Below are 23,873 nucleotides of genomic sequence, written 5' to 3' on the forward strand. Positions count from 1 at the left end.
CCTCATCAGCGCACGCTCTCCCTCACATAAAACCTATATATCCAGATTAACGGCCTAGTAAAGCGGAGATTGGGGGGAAATGGCCACGAAATGACCGTTTTAAGCCTATTTGGACTTGATGTTGAGGCGAACGACGTCCCCTCGATAGGTGTTCCGCGCAAACAGAACGAGGATGCCGTCCGCATCGACCACATAGCGCTCGATCTGCGCGACAGGTGCGTTGAGCGGGATCTGGAGGGAAACCGACGCGTCGAGATCCGCCACGCCGATGGTCATGATCTGCTCCACATCGGCAATGGCGAGGCCATCGATGTCGGCGACCAGCTTCAACGCCGTCTTGCTTGTGAACGCCGCGCGCGGAATCTTGTTCGCCCAGCGCTCGGAAATGAAGACCTCGGCGATCATATAGGGCTGGTCATCGCGCCAATGCCGGCGGCTGAGCTTGCGATAGGCCCCGTCGGCAACGCCAAACTCGATCGTTCCAGCGATGCCGACCTTGCGCTCCTCGCCGATCAGTTCGATCTGTGCGCCTTCGCGCGCCTGGAGCAGGCCGAGGAAGTTGGTCTCCAACTGGCACCAGATCTGATCGCGCGGTGCGCCGGTGACGAACGTGCCTTTGGCGCGGTATCGGCGGATCAGACCTTCCTCGGCCAACATGCCCAGGGCCTGCCGGACGGTCTCCCGCGCCACATCATAGGACAGGGCCAGCTCAACGACGGTCGGTATCTGGCTGCCGACTTCCCACACGCCCGTCTCGATATGGCGGCGGAAGACGGCCGCGAGTTGATGATAGCGCGCGATGCCCCGGCTGCCGAGATCGGCGGCTCCTGCGGGCCGGCCACCGGGGCCTTTCGGATTGGACCGGGTTGAATGCGTGCTCACAGCCTGTCTCCGTTACAAAGAGTCCGCCATTAGCTGCCGGGCTGCCTTCCGTAAAAGGCTTTGATCGCTCCCCATGATATACCAATTGGCACCCATGTCCGAGAAGTAACGGCGCTCCGCCTCGCTGGAGACGACGACGCCCTTGATCTTTTCGCTGTCTGCCACGGCCTGAAAAATCGAGGTCACGATCGCTTCGACAGCAGGGGAGGAGGCGTCGCTTTCGCCCAAGGCCACAGCGAGGTCCGCCCGACCGATCACAATTCCGTCCACGCCCTCAAGCTCCAGAATCGCTTTCGCCTCATGTGCCGCGTCCGGATGTTCGATTTGCACCAGAACAAGGACATCGTCCGCGGCATCGATGACGTCACGCATCGAGCCCGAGCCGTAATTTGCGTGGCGCGGCGCGCTCGAATAGCCTCTTTTGCCGCCCTTATAGCGGGCGCTCGCGACCACGGCGCGTGCCATCTCCACCGACGCGACATGGGGAACCATGATCCCGGCGGCCCCAAGATCCAGAGCGCTGCAGATCGAGCTGCTCTGGGCGTCGGCAACCCGCACCAATAAGGGCAACTGCGCCGCGCGTCCTGCCAGCATCATGAGATCGAGCATGCCCCGGTCGAAAGGGCCATGCTCCGCATCGATCACCGCGAAGTCCGGCTTCTCCAGCGCCAGGATCTCGACAATCTGGGGCGCGGGCGTCTTGATGAACAGCCCGCGAGGCGCTTCCCGGCTCATGCCGCCGGCTCCGCATGGACCTGATATTCATGTGCGTTGAACACCCAGCCCTTCGCGATGAAGTCGGCGCGAGGCGGCGCGAACACGTCGACCAGCACATGCTTGCCGTCTCCTACGCCTTCCGTGGTGTGGATGATCTCGGGCGGAATGACGACCACGCTGGAAGGGCCGGCAGGCAGATGCTGATCCTCCTGCCAGAGCCGCGCATCGCGGCCCCAAGGGGTCCGCAGATGGTGGGTGAACTGGCCTTCGATGGCCAGGCTTGCCTGCTCCAGATCGGCATGGGCATGGGGGCTTAGCGCGCTATTGTCCCGCAGCCCGTCATATTCGACCCAGTTGATGCTCATGGTTTCGCTTTGAAGGAAACGCAGCCTGCCATTGTCGGGCGGAATGGTCACATCCTCGATCCGGTGAATGCGGACATCCCCCCCATGCGCGATGCGCTCATAAGCCTTGCCCACGGGACGCACCCGCGCGTCATGCGAAGCATAGGCGTCGGCATTGCGGGGCATCGCCATGTCGGCCTGCTCACGATGGGTCGCGAGAAGATAGAAGGCCGCGGGCCGGTCCAACGCGAAGGCATAGGCGCCGGCCGGGATGATGACCACACTGTGGTCAGGCAGCGCCATGGCCCGATCTCCGCTCAGCGTTCCCCCGGCATGCGGAAGAAGCAGGATGATCTCCCGCTCCGAAGCGAAGCGATGCGATGCGGCGGGGCCGCTCTCGACCCGCTCGATGGAGAAATTCTGCGCTCTGGCAGCGGTGCGGCCAAGCTCATCGGCAGGAGCGGGCATCAGGTCCACGAGCATGGGCGTTCGCACTGGCTTGTTCATGTGTTCGGCCCTCAATAGGTTGCTTCATTGGCGCGCTTGAATTTGCGCGTCAGTTCGAAGCTCTCCTGCGTCACCGCATATTCGGCGCCGCCCAGTCGCGACACCGGACGGGCGGCGAGCGTGTCGAAATGCCCGTCTTCGTGCAGATAGCCGGGCGCAATATGCATCCCCACCACCTCGCCGAACGTGACATTCGTCTCGGGCCCCAGATCGCCCCCGCCGAACGAGACCACCTTGATGACCCGGCATTCCAGGCTGCAGGGCGAGGCGGCAACGCGGGGCGCGGCAACGACCCGGCAGGGCGCTTTTTCGATCCCGAAATGCTCGAATTCGTCGACGCCGTAAGGCACCGGCGAGGAGGTATCGTTCATCGCTTCGAGCTGACTGGCAGCGACGAGATTGAAGACGAATTCGCCGGTCTTCCTGACGTTCGCCAACGTGTCCTTGGCCGGCCGATCCTCCGGCGTGTTGCAGGAGAACATGAGGATGGGCGGCAGGTTCGAGACGATATTGAAATAGGAGAAGGGCGCCAGATTGGACTTGCCGTGCTCGTCGACCGTGCTCAGCCAGCCGATGGGCCGGGGCGCCACGATGGCATTGAAGATACCCCGTTTGAACGACGCGCTGTCCTTCGGATCGAAAAAGAGGGGCTGAACATTGGCCATGATTATTCCGATCTTTCGGCTGCTACGCGACGCTGGTTGAGCGTCTGCATGATTGCGGGCAGGCGACTGCGCGCCTGATCTTCAAGAGACTGGTAGATGGAGCGGCCCCGGGCATCGATGCCGACGGTGAGAGGGCCGAGATTTTCGACCCTCATCTTGCTCAGCCTGAAATGCGATGGAAAATCGCGCCATTCGACGGCGAGAACCGCTTTGATCGCTTCGGACAGGATCGGGCTCCCGCCGCCGAGCAGCGACAGGTAGACGCAGCCTGTATCCGTCATGACCTTGGCGACATCAGCGCCCAGGCCGCCCTTGCCGCCAACGATGTGCAGGTCCAGATCGCGGATAATCTGCGGCATATAGGCATCGAAGCGGCGGCTGGTCGTGGGATTGACGTATTGCACATCATAACCGCCGTCGGGCCGCGCCTCGATCATGTGCGGGAGATGGATGAAAACACCCTCCATCGCGAGCGGCAGTGGCAAGCCGCGATCAAGACAGTCGATCATCCGCTTGTGGGCCGGCAGGCCGCCGGTGACGACGATATCGCCGCTCAAAAAGACCAGATCGCCAACATTGAGCGCGGCCACCGCGTCCCGGGAAGGCGGGCATGTGATCGAGACGACCGCCATCAGAGCAGTCGTTCCACGCGGCCATCGCTATGGAGCCGCGCCTTCGCCCGCCGGTTGATCCAGCAATTGAAGCAGACCGCGACCGGCGTGTAGCCATGGCCGAAAGCGTAATCGATGTGGACGGCAAGCGCCGTGGTGCTGCCGCCAACCCCCATCGGGCCGAAACCCGTTGCATTGGCCGCCTCGGTCAGCCGCTCTTCCATGGCCGCGAGCGTTGGATTGGGGTTGAGAGAGCCGATCTCGCGATAGGTCGCGCGATTGGCGAGTTTGGCCGTCAGGTCGAAATTACCGCCAATTCCCACGCCAACAACGACAGGGGGGCAATGCTGAGACCCCGCTTCGATGATGGCATCCAGCACGCAGGCTTCGATGTCTTCCAGCGAAGGCGAGATCAACGTGCGCAATGATGCCCAGCGTCCCGACCCGAGCGCCTTGGGCACGCAGGTGATGTCGATATAATCGGCATTGCCGAGCAGATCGACGGTAATAGCGGGCATGTCCTTGCCCGGCCCGCCGCGCTCGTTCGTCAGGGGATTATTGACGTGTTTGAGAAGGGGCGGTGAAATGGTCTCGACAAGATGATCGAAGCCGCGGGTAATGGCGGCCTTGAGGTCGCCCTGCCACTGTGCCGCCCCGCCGATTTCGACGAAATAGGTCGGCACACCACTGTCCGAGCAGACGAACGTGTCTTTCGCCTCTGCCAGGCGCGCGCTCCGCACCATGAGATCGAGCGTTGCCCTGGCGCCCTCCTGCGCCTCGTGTTCCCGTGCTGCTTCCAGCGCCTGGACCGTATCCGGCGGAACCCTCCGCAATGCGGCTGAGTAGAGGGATTCCGATATCTCCTGGACCAGATCCTCGGTAATCATGACAAGAGAATACCCATATAACTAGGTTTTAGTTCTAGGAGTCGGGATTGGCACGGTCAAGGCATTTTCATCCCGAGAAGGGCGGCAGGATTGTCTGAAAGGCAGCGACGGAAAGCCTCTTCTCCCATCCAGGACCGGAGCTGATTGAGCAGGGCTGACGGGTCGGGCACCTGAGCGGTCCGTACAAAGGGCCAGTCCGATCCCCAGATCACCCGGTGGGGTGCCGCGTCTACAAGTGCGGATACGACCGGCTGCATGTCGCTATAGTCGCCCGGCAGTGCCGACCGCCGAAAATAAGTCAGCTTGACCCAGGCCATGCCGGTGGCGACGGCATCCAGCAGCCGGTCGAAGCGATAGGTGCCCGGACGGTCATCCGGGGAGAGACCGGCGAGGTGATCGAACACCAACGGCATATCGCTCCCAGCGTCGCCAAGCGCCAGATCAGCGCATTGCTCCAAACTTCCCCACACATGGGCGTGAAGCCCGAGAGTGCGCATATCGCTGCGCAGATCCTCAAGCTGATCAAAGCCTTGCGTCCCCGGATAGGGGCCGCCGTCCGGCCCCGGAACGCCGACAAAGCGAAGGGCGACGACGCCTGCGCTTCTTAATGCTGCCAGTCTATCCCGATCGATCGTCGCGCTGACAGAGCCGACTCCCAGCAGCCGGCCCTGGCCGTGGCGCAAAGCATCCAGCAGGGCGCTATGATCGTCGCCATAGAGGGAGGGCTGGATGAGAAGCGCATGATCGAACCCCAGCCGGTCGAGCGTCGCAAGATGCAGGTCGCGGTCGGCGGACGGAGGCTCGTAAGCGCCGCCTGCTGCGAGCGGAAAGTGCGGACGCGGCCCGAAAACATGGGTGTGGAAATCCCAGGCGCTGGCCGGCAGGATGTGCGGAGGACGACCGTCGCCGGACATTCCGGAGTTGCTGGTCATGCTTCTGCCTCCTGACGTGCTTTCACCGTCGGACGACGGCCGGGTTAGCGCTATTGACCTATTTCTTTAGGTCATGCAAGTCGGCCAGAAGGAGCGACTATGAACGAGCGACCCGAAATTGCTGTCATCGCCGAGCTGCCCGCAGACCTGCGAACCGCGCTCGAACGCGATTTTCGGTTGATCCCCGTCCCGCTCGAAGGCGCGAATGCGCAGCCAGTCACGGCAATTCCATCGACTGTGCGCGCTGTGGCCACGCGGGCGGTCCTTGGCATTCCCTCGGGCCTTCTGGAAGCGCTGCCGGATTTAGGACTCGTGCTCTCCCTCGGCGCGGGTCTGGACAATATCGACGTCGAGGCGCTGGCCGCACGCCAGATCGTCCTCGCGCACACCCCCGACCAGTTCACGGAGGATGTCGCCGATTTTGCACTCGGGCTCATCTACGCCGCCGAGCGCAACATCGTCGCGGCCGACCGGTTCATGCGCAGCGGACGTTGGGCGGAGAACCGCTTCATGAATGGCCGTCGCGTGAGCGCCCGGCGGGTCGGCATTGTCGGGCTGGGTCGGATCGGGCGGAGGCTCGCCCAGAAATGTGCCAGCCTGGGCATGTCTGTCGATTACCACGCGCGCGCCCCGGTCGCGGCTTGCGCCTACACTTATCATTCCGACGTAACCGCGCTCGCTGCCGCGTGCGACATTCTGGTGCTGGCCTGCGCGGTGACGGATCGGACGCGGCGCGTGGTCACCCGCGAGGTCCTGGACGCGCTTGGCCCGCAAGGCATTGTCGTCAACATCGCGCGCGGCGCCGTGATCGATGAAGAGGCGTTGATCGACGCCCTGCAAGATCGCACCATCGCCGGCGCGGCGCTCGATGTGTTCGACAAGGAGCCGGACTTCGACCCGCGCTTGGCCCGCCTCGAGAATGTGATCCTGACGCCGCACGCCGCAAGCTTCACATTTGAAGCGCGGCAGGCGGTCATCGATCACTTGACGGACGCGGCAAGAACCTACTTTTCGAGCGTTGATGCTTCCCAGGCCCCAACATAGCGGAGAATTGCGATGCCCAGCCTGTCTGAGATGGAAATCACCCGGCGTTGGCCGGCCGAACATCCCGATCGGATTCAGCTCTATTCCGTCTCCACGCCCAATGGCGTGAAGGTCTCCATCATGCTTGAAGAGACGGGGCTGCCGTACGAGGCGCATCTCGTCGCCTTTTCGACGGACGAGCAAAAGAGCCCGGAGTTTCTCTCGATCAGCCCGAACGGGAAGATTCCGGCGATCGTCGATCCCTCCGGCCCGGGAGGAGCCCCGATCGCGCTGTTCGAGTCCGGTGCCATTCTGCTCTACCTTGCCGACAAGACGGGGCAGTTCATACCCACCGACGCATCCGGTCGCTGGGAAGCGCTGCAGTGGTTGATGTTCCAGGTCGGGGGCGTCGGTCCGATGGTCGGGCAGCTGGGGTTTTTCCACAAGTTCGCGGGCAAGGACTGGGAGGACAAGCGCCCCAGAGACCGCTATGCGGCGGAAGCGGCTCGGCTGCTCAGCGTCATGAACACGCGGCTCGCAGATCGGGAGTGGTTTCTCGGTAAAGATTATTCGATCGTTGACATCTCGCTGCTCGGATGGATCCGCAATATTGTCGGCCTGTTCGACGCGGCAGAGTTGGTTGACTTCGGATCAATGCCCCACGTCGCGCGATGGCTCGAACAAGGACTGGCGCGGCCGGCAGTTCAGCGCGGGCTGACCATGCCGCCGCGCCCGTCCTAAGTCCGGCTTTCCGGCGACGGCGGTGGTCAGCGCTCGTCCAGCCCGTGCCGGTGAAGGAAGGCCGAGAGGAGGTCGGCCACGGCCACATTATTGAGGTCCGCAAAGGGGAGGTGGGTGTTCCCCGAGAGGCCGGCGGCCGGCAAGGAGAGGATTTCCGCCTTACCGCCATGGGCGTTGACGATCGCTACAAAGGTCGTCGCCGCGCGATAGGCCGCACTCCAGTTCGTCGACTGCGCAATGTGGTCGCCGAACACGATCTGGATCGGAATGCGCGTGAGCCGTTTGAATTGCTCGGCGGACACCTTGACCGGGCCGAACGGTCCCTTTCCAGCCGGCGGGCCTTCCCCTTCAGGAAACACGAACCCGGGCGGCTCGTAAGCGACGATGCCTTTGACATTGTCACTCTCGAGCGCGGTCATGAAGGCCCGGAAACCGCCGCCGGAATTGGTGACAAGCACCGTTGGGCCGATCCGGTCGACAGCCTTCGCCGCTGCCGCGCTCTGCAACTGGGCGTTAGGCACAGTGTCGAACTCATCGTACCGCGCGCGCATCGCCTGATCCCAGGCTTGCGGGTCGTCCTTGGGGAACTGGATGCCCGGGAACCAGTTGGGGTAGGCTTCCCCCAGGCGCCAGGCCTTGAAATTCCCCTCATCTCGGCCGGGCACTGCCTTGTAGGTATAGTCCTCGCAGCCCCAGTTCGCGCGGCCAACACGCGGGCCATCCCAGAGGTAGATCGGGAAGCCGCGGCGCAGGAAGATGCTCTGGAAGCCTTCGCCGCCATCCCACCGGTTTTGCCACACGGCCACGCTGGAACTGTGCCACAGCAGCAGCGCTGTCTTCCGCGCCCGCCGGGGGATCTGATATTCCACGAAACCGTGATCGCACGACAGATGTCCCGATGCGGCGTCACCCAGCAGCGCACCTCCGACCGAAAACGAACCTTGCCGCTCAAGGACGATGGGCGCAGCGAATGCCGGAGTTGCCTTGAACGGACTCGCGGCGACGCACAAGCTGCCGATGCTCGCCAACGTTAGCAATCGGCGCAGTGATCTTCTCATGGATTCGGTCTTCCCCGGAAAGGCAGATGAAGAATGTCAGGAGGCTCGCAGGGCGCGGAGGCAGTTTCCCACCGCCGGTCTTGCATCATCCATTGATCCGCAGATGCTACCGGAGAAATTTCCGCTTCTCAAGGCCGGAGGATGGCTTGCGCTGCAGACAAAGCCATGCAATTTGTGAATCCGGAATATTTTCCGGCTTATTGCGGCGCGGGCAGGTTTCAGGAGCGTCCCAGCGGCGTCTTGAACAGGCATCCGCCCAGACAAGAGCAATGCATCGCGGGGTTCGGAGAGGAAATTTGGACGACATTTCAGTCACGCGGATCAACGGTCTCATCGGCGCCGAGATTGGCAATGTGGACATGTCCAAGGATCTTGATGACCGGACGATCGAGCAGATCACAAAAGCTCTCGCCGAGAATGGCGTCATCTTTTTCCGCGATCAGGATCTCAGCGCCGACCGGCAACGCGCATTTGCAGGCCGCTTTGCCTTGCCGGGCGCAAAGCGCGCGCCGGTGGCGGACGCGCAGATCACGATGATCGAGAAGGAAGAGCAGCAGCTCAAGAATGTGGGCGGCGGCTGGCATGCCGACCAGACGTTCAACGAGATTCCATCCTGGGGCTCTATCCTCGCGGCGAAGGTGCTGCCGTCAGCCGGCGGCGACACGGTGTTTGCGAGCCTCGCTGCCGCTTATGATGATCTCTCCGAGGGCATGAAGACCCAGCTCGAGACGATGCGCGCAGAGCATAATAACGAGCGGGTCGTCACGTCGATGTCCCTGCTGCCCCAATATGCAGGCGCCAAGGCGAAGGTCGTGAAGGCGACCCATCCCGTGGTCATCCGGCATCCGATCACCGGCCGTAAATCGCTGTTCGTCAACCGCGGCTACACGACCCATTTCGAGGGCTGGACGCAGGAAGAGAGCGCGCCCTTGCTCCAATATCTGTTCCAGAAGTGCGAACGACCGGAATATCAGGTCCGTCTCAAGTGGCGCCCGGGAACGGTAGCGTTCTGGGACAATCTCCAAGTCCTGCACTATGCCGTCAATGATTATCACGGCGAGCGGCGGGTCATGCAGCGGGTCTCCGTTTCGGGCATTCGCCTCGATCGGGCGGGGTGCACAGCAGCGGCCTGCGTGTCCCAGCCATGATGTTCAATCACATCTTTGTCGGAACGAACGACCTGGAGAGAGCGCGGCAGTTTTACGATGCCGTGATGGGGGCACTGGGGCATGCCAATGCCGCCGCCCCGGACGCGCCCCTGCTTTCTTATCGCTGTGGCGAGCAAGGGTTCGCCGTCAGGGCGCCCCGCAATGGCGATCCGGCAACCTTCGCGAACGGCGGCACGATCGGCTTTCGGGCGCCAAGCCCGGAACATGTCGATGCGTTTCATCGTGCCGGGTTGGCCAATGGAGGGGTAGACGATGGCGCGCCTGGCACGCGGCCGGGCAGTTACGGCCAGCCATATATCGCCTATCTGCGCGATCCCGACGGCAATAAAGTCTGCGCGACCTGGAAAGCTTCCTGGAAGGACTAGTCGCGCCGGTGTGGCTGCCGTCAGAGCAGCGAAGACGCCGCCTGTTCGATCTCGATCGCAGCCTCCTGCAATGGGCCAAGCAGATCGGCCACCAGCCGATCCAGGGACGCACTGCTGACCGAGGCGGCTGCGACAATCGAAGCCGCCTGAACCCCGCCCAGCGACAGAGGGACGGCAATGGAGCGTTGGCCGAGGAAGATCTCCTGATCGTTCAAGGCATAGCCTTTGCTCCGCGCCTCTTCCACATCGGCCTTCAGCGCTGCGGCACTCGAAAGGGTGTTGGGCGTGAAGGATTGGAAGTCCCAGCCCTTCAGGCGCTCGTCCAAGACGTCCGGCGCCAATCCGGCGAGCAGAACCTTGCCGGGTGCCGTCGCATAGGCCGGCAGCCGCGCGCCGACATGCACGTAAAAGGGCTCGATCGGCTTATGCGTGCCCCGCGCGATATAGACCACATCCCGCTCGTCCAGCACCGTGATGCAGCATGTCGCATTCAGCCTGCGCGCAAGCTGGGTGAGAAGCGGTTTCGCGATGGTAGCGAATGGCTGCGACGAGAGATAGGAAAAGCCGAGTTTGAGAACCCGGGGGGTGAGGCAGAACCGGCCTTCGTCGGCTACGGCATAACCGAGCTTTTCCAGCGTCCGCAGAATACGGCGGGTGGTTCCCGGCGTGAGCTTGAGCTCCCGTGCAATCTGACTCAAGGTCCAGTCAGGATTGTCCGATCCGAACAACTCCAGGACGGCTAGCCCTTTTTCCAGCGAGGGAATGAAGTCGTCATCCACCGCGCGCGCGCCCTCCTGCTCCCCGGTCTGCGTTTTCGATTTGGCCATGTTCAATATTCCGACTTTTTCGCGGGGAATGATGCTTCTCTGCTTTCCACGGCTGGCGGTCAGAATCAAGCTGACGCCCTTAGCCGATCCTGCATGGCAGACAGAGCCAGAAGCAGACAGGGCCGCCGGCGCCTGCCGACAGCCCTGTGTCGCTTTGGGGTAAGCCGAATGCTCGGCTCAGCGCATTATTAGAAGCTCTTCTCCACAGTCAGGTAGAACTGGCGCGGCGCCGCCGGCTGCGCGTTGGTGTAGGCCGCGCCCAACGCCTGGGAGTCGAACACGTTATAATAATAAACCTTGTCGAACAGGTTCGTGGCTCCAACGGCGATCGAGAAGTCATATTCGTCGTTGTCGTAGGTCAGGCGGGCATTGAAGACCGAACGCGCCGGCATAAGGTTATCAAAGGTGGTCGACGTGCCGGACACCACCTGGCTCGATTCATAGATCCAGTCCACCCGGGGCGTGATCGATCCGGCCAGTGACGGAAGCTCCGCCGTGTACTGCACGCCCGCATTCGCCGTCCAGAACGGCGAATTCTGCCGCCGGTTGACTGCGCGCTCCCGAATGTCCGGCGCCGTCAGCTTGGTGTACCCCACCGAGCCATTGATGAGCAGGCCATCGACAGGATTGATGGTATACTCGGCTTCAAAGCCGCGGATTTTTGCAGCCTGATTGCGATAGTAGGTCCGTCCGAGGCAGGTAATGCCGGTGCCTGCCGCCACGACCGCACCGCAGGTGGTCGACCCCGCAGGGCCTCCCGCGAGTGGGACGAGCGCGCGATTTCCGGGCACGGGCTGACCATTTGCGTCCAGCAGGGCCTCGGATCCTGAAATCGAAGTCGGGCGGTTCTTGAAGTCGGTATAGAAGGCCGCGAGATTCAGGCGCACCCGACGATCGAAGAGATCGAGCTTGGCGCCGATTTCGTAGGCGATGTCGTCATTGCCATCATATTGCGCGATCTGCGAGGGCTGTTGCGGGCGCGGATCGAAGCCGGGAAGCGAGTTGCCGGTCGCAGCGGACACATAGATGAGCGCGTTGGACGCCAGCTGATAATTGACGCCGGCCTTCCAGTCGAACCGCGTCTGCTGCGGAACGACGTAAAAGACCGTGTCGCTGGCGCTGGGCGAGGTGTCGAGGACGTTATAGAAGTCAACGACCTTCTTGTCGTCCGAATAGCGCAGGCCGCCCACGAAGCTGAGCGCTTCACCAAATGGCCGGATCGTGGCGTTGGCGAAGACCGCCTTGCTCGTCGGGTTGAACTCAGAATCGATCAGCCGCTGGAACGAGCTCTGGGGCGAGATGAAGGCGGCGTGCTGCGAGCCATCGGCCGTGAAGTAGAAGCCGCCCACGACCCAGTCGATGAACGATGACTGGCCGGACAGGCGCGCTTCGGCCGTCCAATATTCCTCCGAGAAGGTATTGGACCGCAACACCACATTGAGCGGCGAGCCATCATCGTCATAGGAATGGGTCTCGACCATCTCACGATGGGCGACCACCGCGAGGAAATTGATGTCGGGATTGATGTCCCAGCTCATCTTGGCTGAGACGCCCCAGTTCTTGAGGTCGATGAACGGCGAAAAGCTGGCGCCGCCGCGCACGGCCACACCATTGATCCGCAAACCATTATAGAATGTGTTGCCCGGGATGACCGTGCCTGCGGCGATGGGATCGCTGAAGCTGGCATAGGTGCTATAGGGATCGCCCGTCAGGAAGCGCGTGTCATAGGCCAGACCCAAGGTGTTGGCGGCGGACACGACCGTCCCGGATACCCGGTTGTTGATGATCCCGACGATGCTATCGGCGTTATTCTCGCTCGTATCGCGGATATAGTCGCCCGTCACCGTGAACCGCAGATCCTCGGACGGCTTCCAGAGCAAGGACCCCCGGTAGGCCTGCACATCTTCGCCGCCCTGATGGCCGACGACGCAATCCTTGGGCGTGAACCCGGCGGTCGGCATGTTGAGGGTCGAGGCATAAGGCAAGGAGCCCGACAGCGCAGGCGTGCCGCGCGCGCGCATCTCGCAGGTGAAATCGAGGATCTTCTGATAGCCGGTCCGCTTCTTCGAGAGCGCGGAAACGGAGAGGGCGAGCTGCTCGTTCAACGGCAGATTCAGCGAGCCGCGGAAGTCCATGCGGTCATAGGATCCCGCCGTGATCTGAATACGCCCATAAACATCGCTGGTGGATGGCTGCTTGCTGATGATGTTGACGGCGCCGGCGAGCGAATTCCGCCCAAACAGGGTGCCCTGCGGACCCCGAAGCACCTCGATATGCTCGATATCCAGAAGATCGAAGTTCGACCCGAGCAGCGTCGGGAAATAGACGTCGTCGAGATAGAAAGCGACGACAGGCTCGCTGGCGAGGCTCGTGTCCCGATTGCCGATCCCCCGGATCGTCGCGTCGATACCGGGCCCGAATGCACCCTGAGACTTCCGGAATTGCGTGTTGGGAACCACAGCGGTCAGTTCGCCGACGCTGGTAATGCCCTTCTGCTCGATCGCCTCGGCCGTGACCGCGGTGATGGCGATCGGCGTATCCTGCAAATTCGTCGACTGGCGCGTGGCGGTAACCACGATGTCCTCAAGGCCGCCTGCCCGGCTGTCCTGTGGCGTCGCTTGCGGGGCCGCCGATGCCGATCCAACCTGTGCGCTTGCCGGCCCTGCTAACAAAGCGAGAACCAGCGCTGCCGAGCTTATGGTTGCCAATTCCAGGTTTTTCATCTCAGTCTCCCTCGGGCGAATTCTAGCGAAATGGAGACCCTCTCGTCGCCTCTCGCGATGCTCGCCATATTTCCGGATATTTTTCCGGTTAGCGATCTAGCGCGCATTTTCGGCAGCTGCAATCCTAATAATCGGCGAACTCCAGAGGAATTTGGCGGAGGTGCGATGTATCTATTTTGTAAAAATGAGACAGGACTGTGATGAGTCGGGCGATAAAATAAGTGATCAACTACAGATATGTCTTGTCTACATGTATGATCTCGCTGAGAGAGTTCATGTATATGTTTATCGATCTACGACAATTTTCAGATGTTTTCCGAAGAATGGGAGGACTTCTTTTTGCAGTCTTTCCGGAACTTTACTGCTGTGATCGCCCGGATAAATGTCCAGTTGATTGCTTATAGCATAGTTATCTAGGTTTTTATGGAGCTCGGTTGCTGCGGTGACGATCGTGTCCTGATCGCCGACGTCGATGCCAATGGCGCGATAGGTCCTGAGAGCAGAGACGTACTGGTCGATGAAACTGAGCGGGGCATTGGCTGCGCGCTTGGCCATGATCGCCTCGCGCGACTCGCCCTGTTCCGTAATCGGCAGATCGACAAAGAGCGGCGGCTTCGCCGGATTGGGCGAGAAGGCCGCCGCTGTCGCAAGTGGCCCTGCATATTTGAACGGAAGCCCCCGGGCTGCCTGAGGGGATGCAAGATCGTTGATCTCCCTCACTTCTTTTGCGGTCAATCCCTGCGTTCCGAGAGCGCTCAGGCAACAGGGCGACATCATGTAGAGAACGCCAAACCGCCCTGGGCGCTTCATGCCAATGCGCGCGACGCCGTAGCCGCCCATGGAATGCCCCATCAAGCCACGCGCGGCCGCCTCTGGAATCGAGCGGAACTCCCGGTCGATATAGGCAGGCAATTCGTCCGCAACGAATGTCTCGAAGTCGCCGGTGACGATGGAACTGCCATAGAAGGACCCGCCATACTCATTGCTCCCATCGGGGAACACGACAATGACCTCCGGCACCCCCGCAGCAAAAGCTGCAGCGATCCGCCTGGCCGCATCGAGTTTCTGCATCCAGCTCGCCGCGTCGATGGAGAAGCCGTGCAGGGCGTAAACCACGGGGTATCGCCGCTTGATGTCGCGGCCATAACTCGGGGGAAGAACGACAAAGACCTCGCGCTCGGCGGAGGTTCTGAGAAGATTGCCGGCAATGGCTTGCGAGTGCACCAACCGTCGCTCCACCCGAACCTGGGTGTTGGGGGCTTCGGCCTGGCTTGCGATCGATGGAGCGGCGGGCGCGGCGCCGGCAGCCACCGAGGCAGTGACAAGGCCAAGACCACCCAACAATCGCATCTTCATATCTGTATCCTCTCTGATCGTCAGGCCAGGAGCGGTTGTCACGGCCAGCTCTCTGCATCTTGGGCTGGTACGACGCAGCGTTGCGGGATCACTTTAAACATATGTTTACATGTTTTATCGGTCAAGCAATGCTTGCCTTGACGCCCTTCGCGCGGTCACGTGGCCGGCCTGCGGCGCTGGTCAGAAGCTTGGCGAGTGTAATTCCTCTTGGTCAGGAGCTAAGGTCGCCTCATACCCGAACTCGGCCCAGTCCCACATAGCCAACATGCGCGGTGAATGACCCTGATTTGGGCACCGCGGACTTCAATCAGCGTCAGCGTGCGACCCAGCGGAGCACGGATTTTCACCATTTAAATCGCCGCCGATCATGGGGTCTCCACTCGGCTCACCGCGCTGGAAGTATTTGATTAACATCGCATCCCTAGCCCGGTCGCTAAGGAGCCTGCCATGCATCGCATTTTATATATCAGCACTGTCCGTCGAACGCTTTCGGATGCGGAGCTTGAGGACATTTTGGTTGCGTCCCGACGGAATAACCGGCTCGCTGATGTAACGGGCTTACTCGTGGTAGGGAATCGGCGCTTCCTTCAGGTTCTCGAAGGCCCTGAAGACGCGGTCAATTCGACGTTCTCCCGCATTTCAAAGGATCAGCGTCACTATGCTGTGGTCCAACTGAATAACAAGGCAATCGCGGCACGGTCGTTCGCGCGTTGGGAGATGGGATTTCAGCGGGGTGGCGACGTCAACGAGGGCTCGACCCTTGAAGAGCAGGTGGCAAGCTTGCTTGAACCTGTCACCGACGCAAATCTGAAAGCCTATTTCAGCGGTTTCGCTAAATCCCAAAGTCAGCCGGCCTGAGAAACCACCAACATTCGTGATTAGCGGATCCAAGCTCAGGAACCACCCGCATGTTTCCTCGTAGGAAGCCCGAATAGTCATCTTGGGCGCCGACGATTGACACTCATCGTCCAATCCTCAGTTGGAGCAGAGCGCGGCCTCGATGAGAGCAGAATGCCTCGCAACCATTGCTTGGCCTCCACGACATGTCTTCCTCGCGCCTTATCTTAGGCAGTCCTGCGCTACCGCACTAAAACCTCGTCGGCGCCAGCCTAAACCGCCTTCGGTAAGCGCGAGAGATGCTTGTCCAAGGTCATCGGATAATCCCGCAGCCGCACGCCGGTGGCATTGTAGATGGCGTTGGCGACCGCGGCTCCCACGCCGCAAATCCCAAGTTCCCCAACGCCTTTCGCCTTCATCGGCGTGGACCAGGGGTCGGTGGTATCGAGAAAGATGACGTCCTGATGCGGGATATCGGCATGGACCGGTACTTCGTAACCCGCGAGGTCGTGATTGACGAAGAAGCCGAACCGCTTGTCGACGACGAGTTCCTCCATCAGGGCCGCGCCTGCGCCCATGGTCATGGCGCCGATCACCTGGCTTCGCGCTGACTTGGGATTGAGGATGCGACCGGCATCGCACACAGCGAGCATTCGCCTGATGCGGGTTTCGCCCGTGAAGGCGTCGACCCCGACCTCCACGAAATGACCAACGAAGGTGGATTGCTGCGCCCGGTCGGCGAAGTCGTCGGCATAGTCGATGCCATCCTCGGCGACGACCTCCCCATCGCGCGCCGCGTCGCGCAAGGGGACGGCGCGATCGCCCGAGCGGACCTCGCCGTCGGTAAACGTCACATCTGCATTGTTCAGCCCCAAGCGCGCCGCCACCTGGTCGCGCATCTTGATGCAGGCGGCATAGACGCCAGCCGTCGAGTTGGCAGCGCCCCATTGGCCGCCGGAGCCGGCTGCGGCGGGGAAATCAGAATCGCCCAATTTCACGATGACATCGCCCAGGTCCACGCCCATCATCTCGGCGGCGGTTTGGGCGATGATCGTGTAGGTGCCGGTGCCGATATCGGTCATATCGGTCTCGACGGTGACCTTACCGTCGCCCGACAGCCGGACCCGTGCCGCGGATTTGGTCAGCTGATTGTTGCGAAAGCCGCCGGCCACGCCCATGCCGATCAGCCAGCGACCGTCACGCACCGACCCCGGGGTCGTCTTGCGCTTGTACCATCCGAACCGCTCCGCGCCGGTCCTGAGGCACTCGACGAAATGACGCGCCGAAAAGGGACGCTCGGGCTTCATCGGATCGACCTGCGTATCGTTCAGGATACGAAATTCCACCGGGTCCATCCCCAGCTTCTCGGCCATTTCATCCATGGCGATCTCCAGCGCCATCAGCCCCGGCGCTTCGCCAGGCGCGCGCATCGCATTGCCTTCCGGGAGATCGAGCTGCGCCAGTTTCATGGCGACTTCCCGGCTTTCCCCCGCGTAGAAAAGCTTGGTTTGCTGGACGGCGGTCTCCGGCTCGCCGTCCGGCAGGTTTCCCGAAATGCTCTCATGCGAGATCGCGAGAATGCGCCCATCCTTGTTCGCGCCGATCCGGATATGCTGCAGCGTCGCGGGCCGATGGGTCGTGTTATTGATGATGAGCGGACGCGTGAGCGCGACTTTCACCGGCCGCCCGACCGTCTTGGCCCCCAGCGCCGCAAGAACGACATCGGAGCGGAGAAACAATTTTCCGCCAAAGCCGCCCCCGACAAAGGGGGAATCGAGCCGCACCTGCTCGGGCTTGAGCGACAGGGCCTTGGCCAGATCGCGCTTGCCCCAGGCAATCATCTGGTTCGACGTCCAGACGGTGAGCCTGTCGCCTTCCCACGCGGCGATGGTGGCGTGCGGCTCCATCATCGCATGGCTCTCGTCCGGCGTGCTGTAGCGCTGGTCGAGCTTGACCTCAGCCTTGGCGTAGCTGGCTGCGAAATCGCCGGCTTTATTGGTCTCGTCCTCGTCCGGAACGGGCTCGGCCCGAGGCGCCTCACGCTGGAGATCGAATTTGCCATCCTCCCGGACATAATCGACCTGAATCAGCGACGCGGCCGCGCGGGCCTGCTCGAACGTCTCGGCGACCACCAGCGCGATCGCCTGATGATAATGCTGGATCTTCGCCCCGCCGAATAGATTGGCGGTGTTCTGGCCGCCGAGCGGCAGCGGCTTATGGTCCAGCGTGGTGATGATCGAGAGCACGCCAGGCGCGGCCTTGGCGTCGACCAGATCGAACGACCGGATCGTCCCCTTGGCGATGGCCGCGCCGACGACGAAGCCATAGGCCTGGTTCGCGGCGACATCATGCCGCTCATAGGCATAGGGTGCGCGCCCCGTCGTCTTGAGCGGCCCGTCGATGCGATCGGTGGACTTGCCGACGACCTTGAGCTGGTCGATCGGGTTCTGGGTGGCGGGGGCATCGAACTTCACGGCATCAACCCTTCGCGTCGTGCAAGATGCCGGCGAGCGTCCGCTCGACCAGCTCGATCTTGAATGCATTGTCCTTGGTCGGCGCGGCGCCGGCGAGGAGGTGCCGGGCCACTGCCTCCGCCCCTTGCGGGAGCGCGGCATCCGCGGCGTCCGTGCGCCAGGGCTTGGGCGCAATCCCGCCCACCGCAACGCGGCCTGTGCCATCCGGCTGGAGGATCGCCGCCACCGATACGAGCGCAAAGGCATAGGAGGCCCGGTCACGCACCTTGTGATAGACATGCTGGCCGCCAACCGGCTTGGGCAGCAGCACGGCCGTGATCAGTTCGCCGGGCGCCAACGCGGTTTCCACGTGGGGCGTCTCACCGGGCAATTTGTGAAAGTCGGCAATGTCGATCGACCGGACATTGCCCTGTGCATCGACCGTCTCCACGCGCGCATCCAGCAGCCGCATCGCAACGGCCATGTCGCTGGGGTTTGTCGCGATACATGCAGCGCTGCCGCCAATCGCCGCCAGCTGGCGGGAGGCGCCCTCAATAGCCGCGCAGCCAGTCCCGGGCTGACGTTTGTTGCAGGGTTGGTTGGTATCGTAGAAATAGGGACAGCGGGTCCGCTGCAGCAGATTGCCGCCGGTGGTCGCCTTGTTGCGGAGCTGCCCGGACGCGCCGGCCAGAATGGCCCGGCTCAGGACCGCATAATCGCTGCGCACGCGCCGATCCGCCGCAAGCGCCGTATTGGTGACGAGCGCGCCGATCCGCAGGCCGCCATCGGTCTCTTGCGTGATCTGATCGAGCTTCAGATCCTGGACATCGACCAGATGGGTCGGGGTTTCGATCTGCAGCTTCATGAGGTCCAGCAGGTTCGTGCCGCCGGCAATGAAGCGGGCGCCCTGCTGTCTCAAGACGGCCGTCGCGGCCTGAGCGGGCGAGGTCGCGCGCTCATAAGTGAACGGCCTCATGCCTTGGTCTCCGCGACTTCCGCAATCGCCTCGGCAATGTTGGAATAGGCGCCGCAGCGGCAGATATTGCCGCTCATCCGCTCGCGCAGTTCCGCGTTGCTGAGTTGCGGCTTGGCCGACAGATCATCGGTGACGTGGCTCGGTACGCCGGCGGCGATCTCATCCAGCATGGCGACCGCAGAGCAGATCTGGCCAGGCGTGCAATAACCGCACTGATAGCCATCGTGCTTCACGAAGGCGCGTTGCATGGAGTGCAGCTGTTCCGGCGTGCCCAGCCCTTCGATGGTGGTGACCTTGTCGCCGTCATGCATGACCGCGAGCGTCAGGCAGCTATTGATCCGGACACCATCGACCAGCACGGTGCAGGCGCCGCACTGGCCATGGTCGCAGCCTTTCTTCGTGCCGGTGAGTTTGAGCTCTTCGCGCAGCGCATCGAGCAAGGTGGTACGCGTATCGGTTTTGAACCTGTGCGGCTGACCATTTACGCTCAGGGTAACCTCGACCATCGCGTGGGCGGGCTGCGGCAAGGGCTGCCGAGCATCGGCGTTGTTCAGGCTCATGGTCGCCGCCGTGGCCGAGCCGCCAACCAGCGCGCCGCGTCGAGAGACATGCCACTCCTCCGATCGATCCATGGCATCGTCGTCCTTCGCACCTGCTGATTGGATAATCCCATGCTGGTCGAACGCAGCAGCTGCGAATTGGCTTCCAAATTATCGTGAGTGGCGGACAGGCGCGGCACTGCCCGGCCTGTTCAGCACCGCTCGGGACAGGTTGGCTTTACAGGCTCCCACTGCCAATGTTGCGGGATGACCAGTGATCCATTCGATCTGAACCGATTTGTCGACGCCCAGCAGGGACGCTACGCGCAGGCCCTGGCGGAAATCCGCAGCGGTGCAAAACGAACGCACTGGATGTGGTTCATCTTTCCGCAGATTGCGGGCCTGGGGACCAGCCCCACGGCGCAGCACTTCGCGATCCGCTCGCGCGCCGAAGCCAAAGCCTATCTGGCGCACCCGGTCCTCGGCCCGCGCTATGAGGAATGCGTCATCGCATTACAGGAGCTGCATGGCTCCAGCGCTGAGCAGGTCTTTGGCGCCATCGACGCGATCAAGCTCAGGTCATCACTGACGCTGTTTAACAGCGCTGAGGACAGGCCGATTTTCCGTGCCGCGATCGAGCGCTGGTTTGACAGCCCTGACGAACGCACCGTCGAAATTCTGGGGCAGATGGGTTCATCAGCCTGAAAGGGGGCGGTTGATGAAGCGGAGGCTCATATCGCCCGGCGAACGTATCGCAAACCTTCCTATAAAAATTCGCCTCACCGCCGATTTCAACCCACGCTTGTCACAGCCGAACCTCCTGTGTATTGAATGGCAATCGATTGCAAAATTGCTTTCGGGCCTACGAGTTCGGGCCGCCCGAACCCTCTGCCCGGCCATCCTGCACACCTGGCCGGGCAGAGTTGGGCGACCCATGCGGATAAAGTCCCCAGCCGCCGGATGAGGGATTGACTTGCAATCGATGGACAATAGCCTGTCGCAGATAAATGTGGCGGGCGAGGGGAGTGGCTGATGGATCTGGATGGCGATCATGAACTTGCGGCCATCAGTCGCGATCCGCACTATCAGGCTCTCGTCCAGGCCCGTGGCCGTCTCGGCTGGATTCTGAGCGGCGTGATGATGGCGATCTTCTTCGGCTTCATCCTGCTGGTCGCGTTTGGGCGCACCATTCTTGGCCAACCGCTGCCGGGCATGACGACGACCATTGGCGTGCCGCTGGGCATGGCGGTGATCCTCTCGGGCATCGCGCTGACCGGCCTGTATGTCTGGATCGCCAACCGCCGGTTCGATGCCGAACTGGATGCGCTGCGCGCGGAGCATCGCCTGTGAGCGGTTCGCGCTGGGCGGCGCTCGCCCTCATGGTGACCATCGGCGCGTTGATGCCCGGGATCGCCCGTGCGGCGACGCCGGGCAATGCCGGCCCCAACATGCCGGCCGTGGTCACCTTCGGCCTGTTCATCATCGTCACATTGGGCGTCACGGCCTGGGCTGCACGGCGGACGCGCACGACGAGCGATTTCTATACGGCTGGCGGCGGCATCAGCGGTCGGCAGAACGGTCTGGCCATCGCCGGTGACTATATGTCCGCCGCCTCGTTCCTCGGCATCTCCGCGCAGATTTATGCCGATGGCTATGATGGGCTGATCTACTCCACAGGCTTTCTGGTCGGCTGGCCGATCATCCTGTTCCTGCTCGCCGAGCGGCTGCGCAATCTCGGGCGCTACACTTTTGTCGATGCCGTCGCGTTCCGCTTCGCGCAGACGCCGGTGCGGATTTCGTCCGCCTTCAGTTCGCTCACCGTCGTGCTCTTTTACCTGATCGCGCAGATGGTCGGCGCGGGGCAGCTCATCCAGCTGCTGTTCGGCATTCCCTATCCTTATGCGGTCGGCATCATCGGCCTCGCGATTACGGCCTATGTGCTGTTCGGCGGGATGATCGCAACGACCTGGGTGCAGATCATCAAGGCAGTCATGCTGCTCGGCTGCGCCACCTTCATGTCGCTCGCCGTGCTGTATCGCGTCGGCTTCTCGCTGGACACGCTGTTCGAGCAGGCCGTCGCCGCCAAGCAGGCGATTGCGCTGGCCGCAGGCGCCAGCGCCGATGCCGCGGCGGCGAGCGCGCGGGGCATTCTCGCACCCGGCGGCTTCATCAAGGACCCGCTGTCCGCGATTTCGCTCGGCATGGCGCTGATGTTCGGCACCGCTGGCCTGCCGCATATCCTCATGCGCTTCTTCACGGTGCGCGATGCCCGCACCGCGCGCGCCTCCGTGCTGTGGGCGACGGGCTGGATCGGCTATTTCTATGTGCTCACCTTCATCATCGGCTTTGGCGCGATCGTGTTCGTCGGCAGCAACCCGGCCTATCTCGATGCCTTGAGCGGCGGGCTACGTGGCGGCAGCAACATGGCTGCCGTCCATCTCGCGGACGCGGTGGGCGGCGAGGTGTTCATGGGCTTCGTCTCGGCGGTCGCCTTCGCCACCATATTGGCAGTGGTGGCCGGGCTCACCCTTTCCGGCGCCTCGACGATCGCGCATGATCTCTACGCCTCGGTCATCCGCAAGGGCAATGTCGACCAGGCGACCGAGCTGCGCCTGTCGCGGATCACCGTGCTGGTGCTGGCCCTGATCGCGGTGGGGTTGGGGATCGCGTTTGAAAAGCAGAATGTGGCGTTCATGGTGAGCCTTGCTTTCGCGGTCGCCGCCTCGGGCAATTTCCCCGCCCTCTTGCTCTCCATCCTGTGGAAGGATTGCACGACGCGCGGCGTTGCCTGGGGCTCGGCCATCGGCACGCTGACTGCGCTGGCGCTGACCATCCTCTCACCGGTGATCTGGGTCGGCCAGCTTGGCGCCGCGCACCCCATCTTCCCGCTCGCCTCGCCCACATTGGTGTCGATGCCGCTGGCCTTCTTCACCATCTGGCTGATCTCGACGCTCGACCGCAGCGCGCGGGCGCAGGTGGACCGGGCCGGCTACACCGCCCAGCGCATCCGGTCGGAGACCGGCATCGGCGCCGCCGGCGCCAGCGATCATTGATCTGACTCATGCGACAGGAGACGCATTCATGAAGTTTCTGAACCGATCCTCGGCCTGGCTGGTGGCGGCGCTGCTTGCCACGACCGGCCCGACCCACATGGCCAACGCCCAGCCGCTGCCCGATCCCGCTACCGTCGCCGCGGCTTCGCTAAGCGCTGAGGACGCAGCCAAGCTCGCGCCCGTCGCGCCGGAACTGCACGGCGCCGCCCGCATGGCGCTCTATTATTCGACGCTGATGGGGCAAATGACCGAGGACTCGGTGCGCGCGTCGCGCAAGTCGGGCAATATGGGGCCGCCCCCGCCGCCGCATCACCGCGACGTTCCGGTCGTCGAGCAGATGATCCCCGGTGCGGCCGGCGCGCCGCAGGTGAAGCTGTACGTGATCAACGCGCAGGAAGGCGCCTGGCGCGGCGGCATCCTGCACACCCATGGCGGCGGCTACATTCTCGGCACGGCCGCGACCGATGTGCGTCGCCTGCAGGAGCTGGCCAAGGAACTGAACGTGGTCATCGTCTCCGTCGAATATCGCCTCGCGCCGGAAACGACCTATGCCGGGTCCATCGAAGACAATTATGCCGGCCTGCGCTGGATGCATGACAATGCCGCCAAGCTCGGCCTCGATCCCAAGCGGATCGCCGTGATGGGCGAGAGCGCCGGTGGTGGCCATGCGGCGCTGCTGGCGCTGACCGCGCGCGACCGCGGCGAAATCCCGGTTGCTTTCCAGGTGCTCATCTACCCGATGCTGGATGATCGCACCGGCGGCGTGGTGAAGGTGCCTTCGCACATCGCCACAGTCGGCTGGGACGCGCAGCAGAACCAGCTCGGCTGGAAGGCGTTCCTCGGCCAGCAGCCGGGCACGAACAAGGTGCCGGCCACCGCCGTGCCGGCACGCGCTGCTTCGCTCAAGGGTCTGCCGCCCGCGTTCATCGCTGTCGGCGGTGTCGATCTCTTCGTGAGCGAAGACATCGACTATGCCCGTCGCCTGACCGAGGCCGGCGTGCCGACCGAGCTGCTCGTCGTGCCCTCCGCCTATCACGGCTTTGACGCCATGGCGCCGGACTCGCCGCAGGCCAAGCAATTCAACAAGGCCCGCATCGAGGCCCTGCGCCGCGCTCTGGCGACGCCGGAGAAATAAGCTATAGCTTGATCTACAGCGTCTTCCGGCCCTTACCGGTCGGAGAGCACAAGGGGGCGATCGCAAGGTCGCC

General features: G+C 62.7%; 23 protein-coding genes. 9 read left to right on the forward strand and 14 right to left on the reverse strand.

All coding sequences use genetic code 11. The annotated features are described in order from the left end of the window. Positions 1 to 105 precede the first annotated feature (105 nt). The 7 genes from M2334_RS02505 to M2334_RS02535 are packed head-to-tail and all read right to left on the reverse strand — an operon-like array spanning position 106 to position 5,545. Complete coding sequence (locus M2334_RS02505) at positions 106 to 882, reverse strand: GntR family transcriptional regulator (protein WP_264571863.1); 777 nt, start codon at positions 880 to 882, stop codon at positions 106 to 108. Between the two features lie 12 nt (positions 883 to 894). Next, the gene (locus M2334_RS02510) at positions 895 to 1,617 is read right to left on the reverse strand and encodes an HpcH/HpaI aldolase family protein (RefSeq protein ID WP_264573783.1); all 723 of its coding nucleotides are present in this window, start codon (positions 1,615 to 1,617) and stop codon (positions 895 to 897) included. Then, the gene (locus M2334_RS02515; protein WP_264604705.1) at positions 1,614 to 2,450 is read right to left on the reverse strand and encodes a hypothetical protein; all 837 of its coding nucleotides are present in this window, start codon (positions 2,448 to 2,450) and stop codon (positions 1,614 to 1,616) included. Before M2334_RS02515 ends, M2334_RS02510 begins: the two co-directional genes overlap by 4 nt. A gap of 11 nt (positions 2,451 to 2,461) precedes the next feature. Continuing rightward, complete coding sequence (locus tag M2334_RS02520; RefSeq protein WP_264604706.1) at positions 2,462 to 3,115, reverse strand: flavin reductase family protein; 654 nt, start codon at positions 3,113 to 3,115, stop codon at positions 2,462 to 2,464. Positions 3,116 to 3,117: 2 nt separating this feature from the next. Then, the gene (locus M2334_RS02525; protein ID WP_264604707.1) at positions 3,118 to 3,747 is read right to left on the reverse strand and encodes a fumarate hydratase C-terminal domain-containing protein; all 630 of its coding nucleotides are present in this window, start codon (positions 3,745 to 3,747) and stop codon (positions 3,118 to 3,120) included. After that, positions 3,747 to 4,613 (reverse strand): fumarate hydratase, encoded by an 867-nt coding sequence (locus tag M2334_RS02530; RefSeq protein ID WP_264604708.1) that lies wholly within the window; start codon positions 4,611 to 4,613, stop codon positions 3,747 to 3,749. Before M2334_RS02530 ends, M2334_RS02525 begins: the two co-directional genes overlap by 1 nt. Positions 4,614 to 4,669: 56 nt before the next feature. Next, positions 4,670 to 5,545 carry an amidohydrolase family protein gene (locus M2334_RS02535; protein ID WP_264604709.1) on the reverse strand — a complete coding sequence of 292 codons (876 nt, stop codon included), beginning with the start codon at positions 5,543 to 5,545 and terminating at the stop codon, positions 4,670 to 4,672. 99 nt (positions 5,546 to 5,644) lie between these two features. Here M2334_RS02535 and M2334_RS02540 point away from each other — a divergent pair, with 99 nt between their 5' ends. Both M2334_RS02540 and M2334_RS02545 read left to right on the forward strand, forming a co-directional pair. Beyond that, the gene (locus M2334_RS02540; RefSeq protein WP_264604710.1) at positions 5,645 to 6,589 is read left to right on the forward strand and encodes a 2-hydroxyacid dehydrogenase; all 945 of its coding nucleotides are present in this window, start codon (positions 5,645 to 5,647) and stop codon (positions 6,587 to 6,589) included. Positions 6,590 to 6,601: 12 nt separating this feature from the next. Further along, positions 6,602 to 7,309 carry a glutathione S-transferase N-terminal domain-containing protein gene (locus M2334_RS02545; protein ID WP_264593771.1) on the forward strand — a complete coding sequence of 236 codons (708 nt, stop codon included), beginning with the start codon at positions 6,602 to 6,604 and terminating at the stop codon, positions 7,307 to 7,309. A 26-nt stretch (positions 7,310 to 7,335) separates the two neighbouring features. Here M2334_RS02545 and M2334_RS02550 read toward each other — a convergent pair whose 3' ends face one another. Beyond that, entirely contained in the window at positions 7,336 to 8,178 is an 843-nt protein-coding gene (locus M2334_RS02550; RefSeq protein WP_264593772.1) for an alpha/beta hydrolase, read from the reverse strand. Positions 8,179 to 8,663: 485 nt separating this feature from the next. On the opposite strand from M2334_RS02550, the gene M2334_RS02555 reads away from it, so the two are divergent. Next, positions 8,664 to 9,515 carry a TauD/TfdA dioxygenase family protein gene (locus M2334_RS02555; RefSeq protein WP_264593773.1) on the forward strand — a complete coding sequence of 284 codons (852 nt, stop codon included), beginning with the start codon at positions 8,664 to 8,666 and terminating at the stop codon, positions 9,513 to 9,515. Next, a complete protein-coding gene (locus M2334_RS02560) occupies positions 9,515 to 9,901 on the forward strand; it encodes a VOC family protein (protein WP_264580007.1) in 387 nt (128 codons plus the stop codon). The genes M2334_RS02555 and M2334_RS02560 overlap by 1 nt, the downstream gene beginning before the upstream one ends. 20 nt (positions 9,902 to 9,921) lie before the next feature. On the opposite strand, the gene M2334_RS02565 is transcribed toward M2334_RS02560, so the two are convergent. The 3 genes from M2334_RS02565 to M2334_RS02575 all read right to left on the reverse strand — a co-directional run bounded on the left by M2334_RS02565 (position 9,922) and on the right by M2334_RS02575 (position 14,807). After that, positions 9,922 to 10,728, reverse strand: coding sequence for an IclR family transcriptional regulator C-terminal domain-containing protein (locus tag M2334_RS02565; RefSeq protein WP_264604711.1), 807 nt, complete (start codon positions 10,726 to 10,728; stop codon positions 9,922 to 9,924). 188 nt (positions 10,729 to 10,916) lie between these two features. Further along, positions 10,917 to 13,451, reverse strand: coding sequence for a TonB-dependent receptor (locus M2334_RS02570; RefSeq protein WP_264604712.1), 2,535 nt, complete (start codon positions 13,449 to 13,451; stop codon positions 10,917 to 10,919). A gap of 285 nt (positions 13,452 to 13,736) precedes the next feature. Further along, entirely contained in the window at positions 13,737 to 14,807 is a 1,071-nt protein-coding gene (locus M2334_RS02575; protein WP_264593776.1) for an alpha/beta hydrolase, read from the reverse strand. Between the two features lie 447 nt (positions 14,808 to 15,254). Between M2334_RS02575 and M2334_RS02580 the strand changes: the two genes are divergently transcribed. Next, entirely contained in the window at positions 15,255 to 15,665 is a 411-nt protein-coding gene (locus M2334_RS02580) for a BLUF domain-containing protein (protein WP_264604713.1), read from the forward strand. Positions 15,666 to 15,916: 251 nt separating this feature from the next. On the opposite strand, the gene paoC is transcribed toward M2334_RS02580, so the two are convergent. The 3 genes from paoC to paoA are packed head-to-tail and all read right to left on the reverse strand — an operon-like array spanning position 15,917 to position 19,705. Beyond that, positions 15,917 to 18,118 (reverse strand): aldehyde oxidoreductase molybdenum-binding subunit PaoC, encoded by a 2,202-nt coding sequence (paoC, locus tag M2334_RS02585; RefSeq protein WP_264604714.1) that lies wholly within the window; start codon positions 18,116 to 18,118, stop codon positions 15,917 to 15,919. Positions 18,119 to 18,122: 4 nt separating this feature from the next. Beyond that, positions 18,123 to 19,073 (reverse strand): FAD binding domain-containing protein, encoded by a 951-nt coding sequence (locus M2334_RS02590; RefSeq protein WP_264604715.1) that lies wholly within the window; start codon positions 19,071 to 19,073, stop codon positions 18,123 to 18,125. Next, complete coding sequence (paoA, locus tag M2334_RS02595) at positions 19,070 to 19,705, reverse strand: aldehyde dehydrogenase iron-sulfur subunit PaoA (RefSeq protein ID WP_264604716.1); 636 nt, start codon at positions 19,703 to 19,705, stop codon at positions 19,070 to 19,072. The genes M2334_RS02590 and paoA overlap by 4 nt, the downstream gene beginning before the upstream one ends. A 174-nt stretch (positions 19,706 to 19,879) precedes the next feature. Between paoA and M2334_RS02600 the strand changes: the two genes are divergently transcribed. The 4 genes from M2334_RS02600 to M2334_RS02615 all read left to right on the forward strand — a co-directional run bounded on the left by M2334_RS02600 (position 19,880) and on the right by M2334_RS02615 (position 23,800). Continuing rightward, positions 19,880 to 20,317: a DUF1810 domain-containing protein gene (locus M2334_RS02600; RefSeq protein ID WP_264579878.1), complete on the forward strand. Its 438-nt coding sequence runs from the start codon at positions 19,880 to 19,882 to the stop codon at positions 20,315 to 20,317. 327 nt (positions 20,318 to 20,644) lie between these two features. Then, positions 20,645 to 20,962, forward strand: coding sequence for a DUF485 domain-containing protein (locus tag M2334_RS02605; RefSeq protein ID WP_181558521.1), 318 nt, complete (start codon positions 20,645 to 20,647; stop codon positions 20,960 to 20,962). A gap of 29 nt (positions 20,963 to 20,991) precedes the next feature. Further along, on the forward strand, positions 20,992 to 22,665 hold the full coding sequence (locus tag M2334_RS02610; RefSeq protein ID WP_413715173.1) for a cation acetate symporter: 1,674 nt from the start codon (positions 20,992 to 20,994) through the stop codon (positions 22,663 to 22,665). 28 nt (positions 22,666 to 22,693) lie between these two features. Beyond that, entirely contained in the window at positions 22,694 to 23,800 is a 1,107-nt protein-coding gene (locus M2334_RS02615) for an alpha/beta hydrolase (RefSeq protein WP_264604717.1), read from the forward strand. Positions 23,801 to 23,873: the final 73 nt, after the last annotated feature.

This window comes from Sphingobium sp. B11D3D (genome assembly GCF_025961755.1).
Classification (GTDB): domain Bacteria; phylum Pseudomonadota; class Alphaproteobacteria; order Sphingomonadales; family Sphingomonadaceae; genus Sphingobium.

Bases quoted from the DNA above. Each gene is read 5' to 3' on its own strand.
- M2334_RS02610 (WP_413715173.1), top strand. From the start codon at position 20,992: ATGGTGACCATCGGCGCGTTGATGCCCGGGATCGCCCGTGCGGCGACG.
- M2334_RS02615 (WP_264604717.1), top strand. From the start codon at position 22,694: ATGAAGTTTCTGAACCGATCCTCGGCCTGGCTGGTGGCGGCGCTGCTT.
- M2334_RS02545 (WP_264593771.1), top strand. From the start codon at position 6,602: ATGCCCAGCCTGTCTGAGATGGAAATCACCCGGCGTTGGCCGGCCGAA.
- M2334_RS02525 (WP_264604707.1), bottom strand. From the start codon at position 3,747: ATGGCGGTCGTCTCGATCACATGCCCGCCTTCCCGGGACGCGGTGGCC.
- M2334_RS02605 (WP_181558521.1), top strand. From the start codon at position 20,645: ATGGATCTGGATGGCGATCATGAACTTGCGGCCATCAGTCGCGATCCG.
- M2334_RS02560 (WP_264580007.1), top strand. From the start codon at position 9,515: ATGTTCAATCACATCTTTGTCGGAACGAACGACCTGGAGAGAGCGCGG.
- M2334_RS02580 (WP_264604713.1), top strand. From the start codon at position 15,255: ATGCATCGCATTTTATATATCAGCACTGTCCGTCGAACGCTTTCGGAT.
- paoA (WP_264604716.1), bottom strand. From the start codon at position 19,705: ATGGATCGATCGGAGGAGTGGCATGTCTCTCGACGCGGCGCGCTGGTT.
- M2334_RS02530 (WP_264604708.1), bottom strand. From the start codon at position 4,613: ATGATTACCGAGGATCTGGTCCAGGAGATATCGGAATCCCTCTACTCA.
- M2334_RS02590 (WP_264604715.1), bottom strand. From the start codon at position 19,073: ATGAGGCCGTTCACTTATGAGCGCGCGACCTCGCCCGCTCAGGCCGCG.
- M2334_RS02535 (WP_264604709.1), bottom strand. From the start codon at position 5,545: ATGACCAGCAACTCCGGAATGTCCGGCGACGGTCGTCCTCCGCACATC.
- M2334_RS02575 (WP_264593776.1), bottom strand. From the start codon at position 14,807: ATGAAGATGCGATTGTTGGGTGGTCTTGGCCTTGTCACTGCCTCGGTG.
- M2334_RS02565 (WP_264604711.1), bottom strand. From the start codon at position 10,728: ATGGCCAAATCGAAAACGCAGACCGGGGAGCAGGAGGGCGCGCGCGCG.
- M2334_RS02515 (WP_264604705.1), bottom strand. From the start codon at position 2,450: ATGAACAAGCCAGTGCGAACGCCCATGCTCGTGGACCTGATGCCCGCT.
- M2334_RS02570 (WP_264604712.1), bottom strand. From the start codon at position 13,451: ATGAAAAACCTGGAATTGGCAACCATAAGCTCGGCAGCGCTGGTTCTC.
- M2334_RS02520 (WP_264604706.1), bottom strand. From the start codon at position 3,115: ATGGCCAATGTTCAGCCCCTCTTTTTCGATCCGAAGGACAGCGCGTCG.
- M2334_RS02510 (WP_264573783.1), bottom strand. From the start codon at position 1,617: ATGAGCCGGGAAGCGCCTCGCGGGCTGTTCATCAAGACGCCCGCGCCC.
- M2334_RS02540 (WP_264604710.1), top strand. From the start codon at position 5,645: ATGAACGAGCGACCCGAAATTGCTGTCATCGCCGAGCTGCCCGCAGAC.
- M2334_RS02600 (WP_264579878.1), top strand. From the start codon at position 19,880: ATGACCAGTGATCCATTCGATCTGAACCGATTTGTCGACGCCCAGCAG.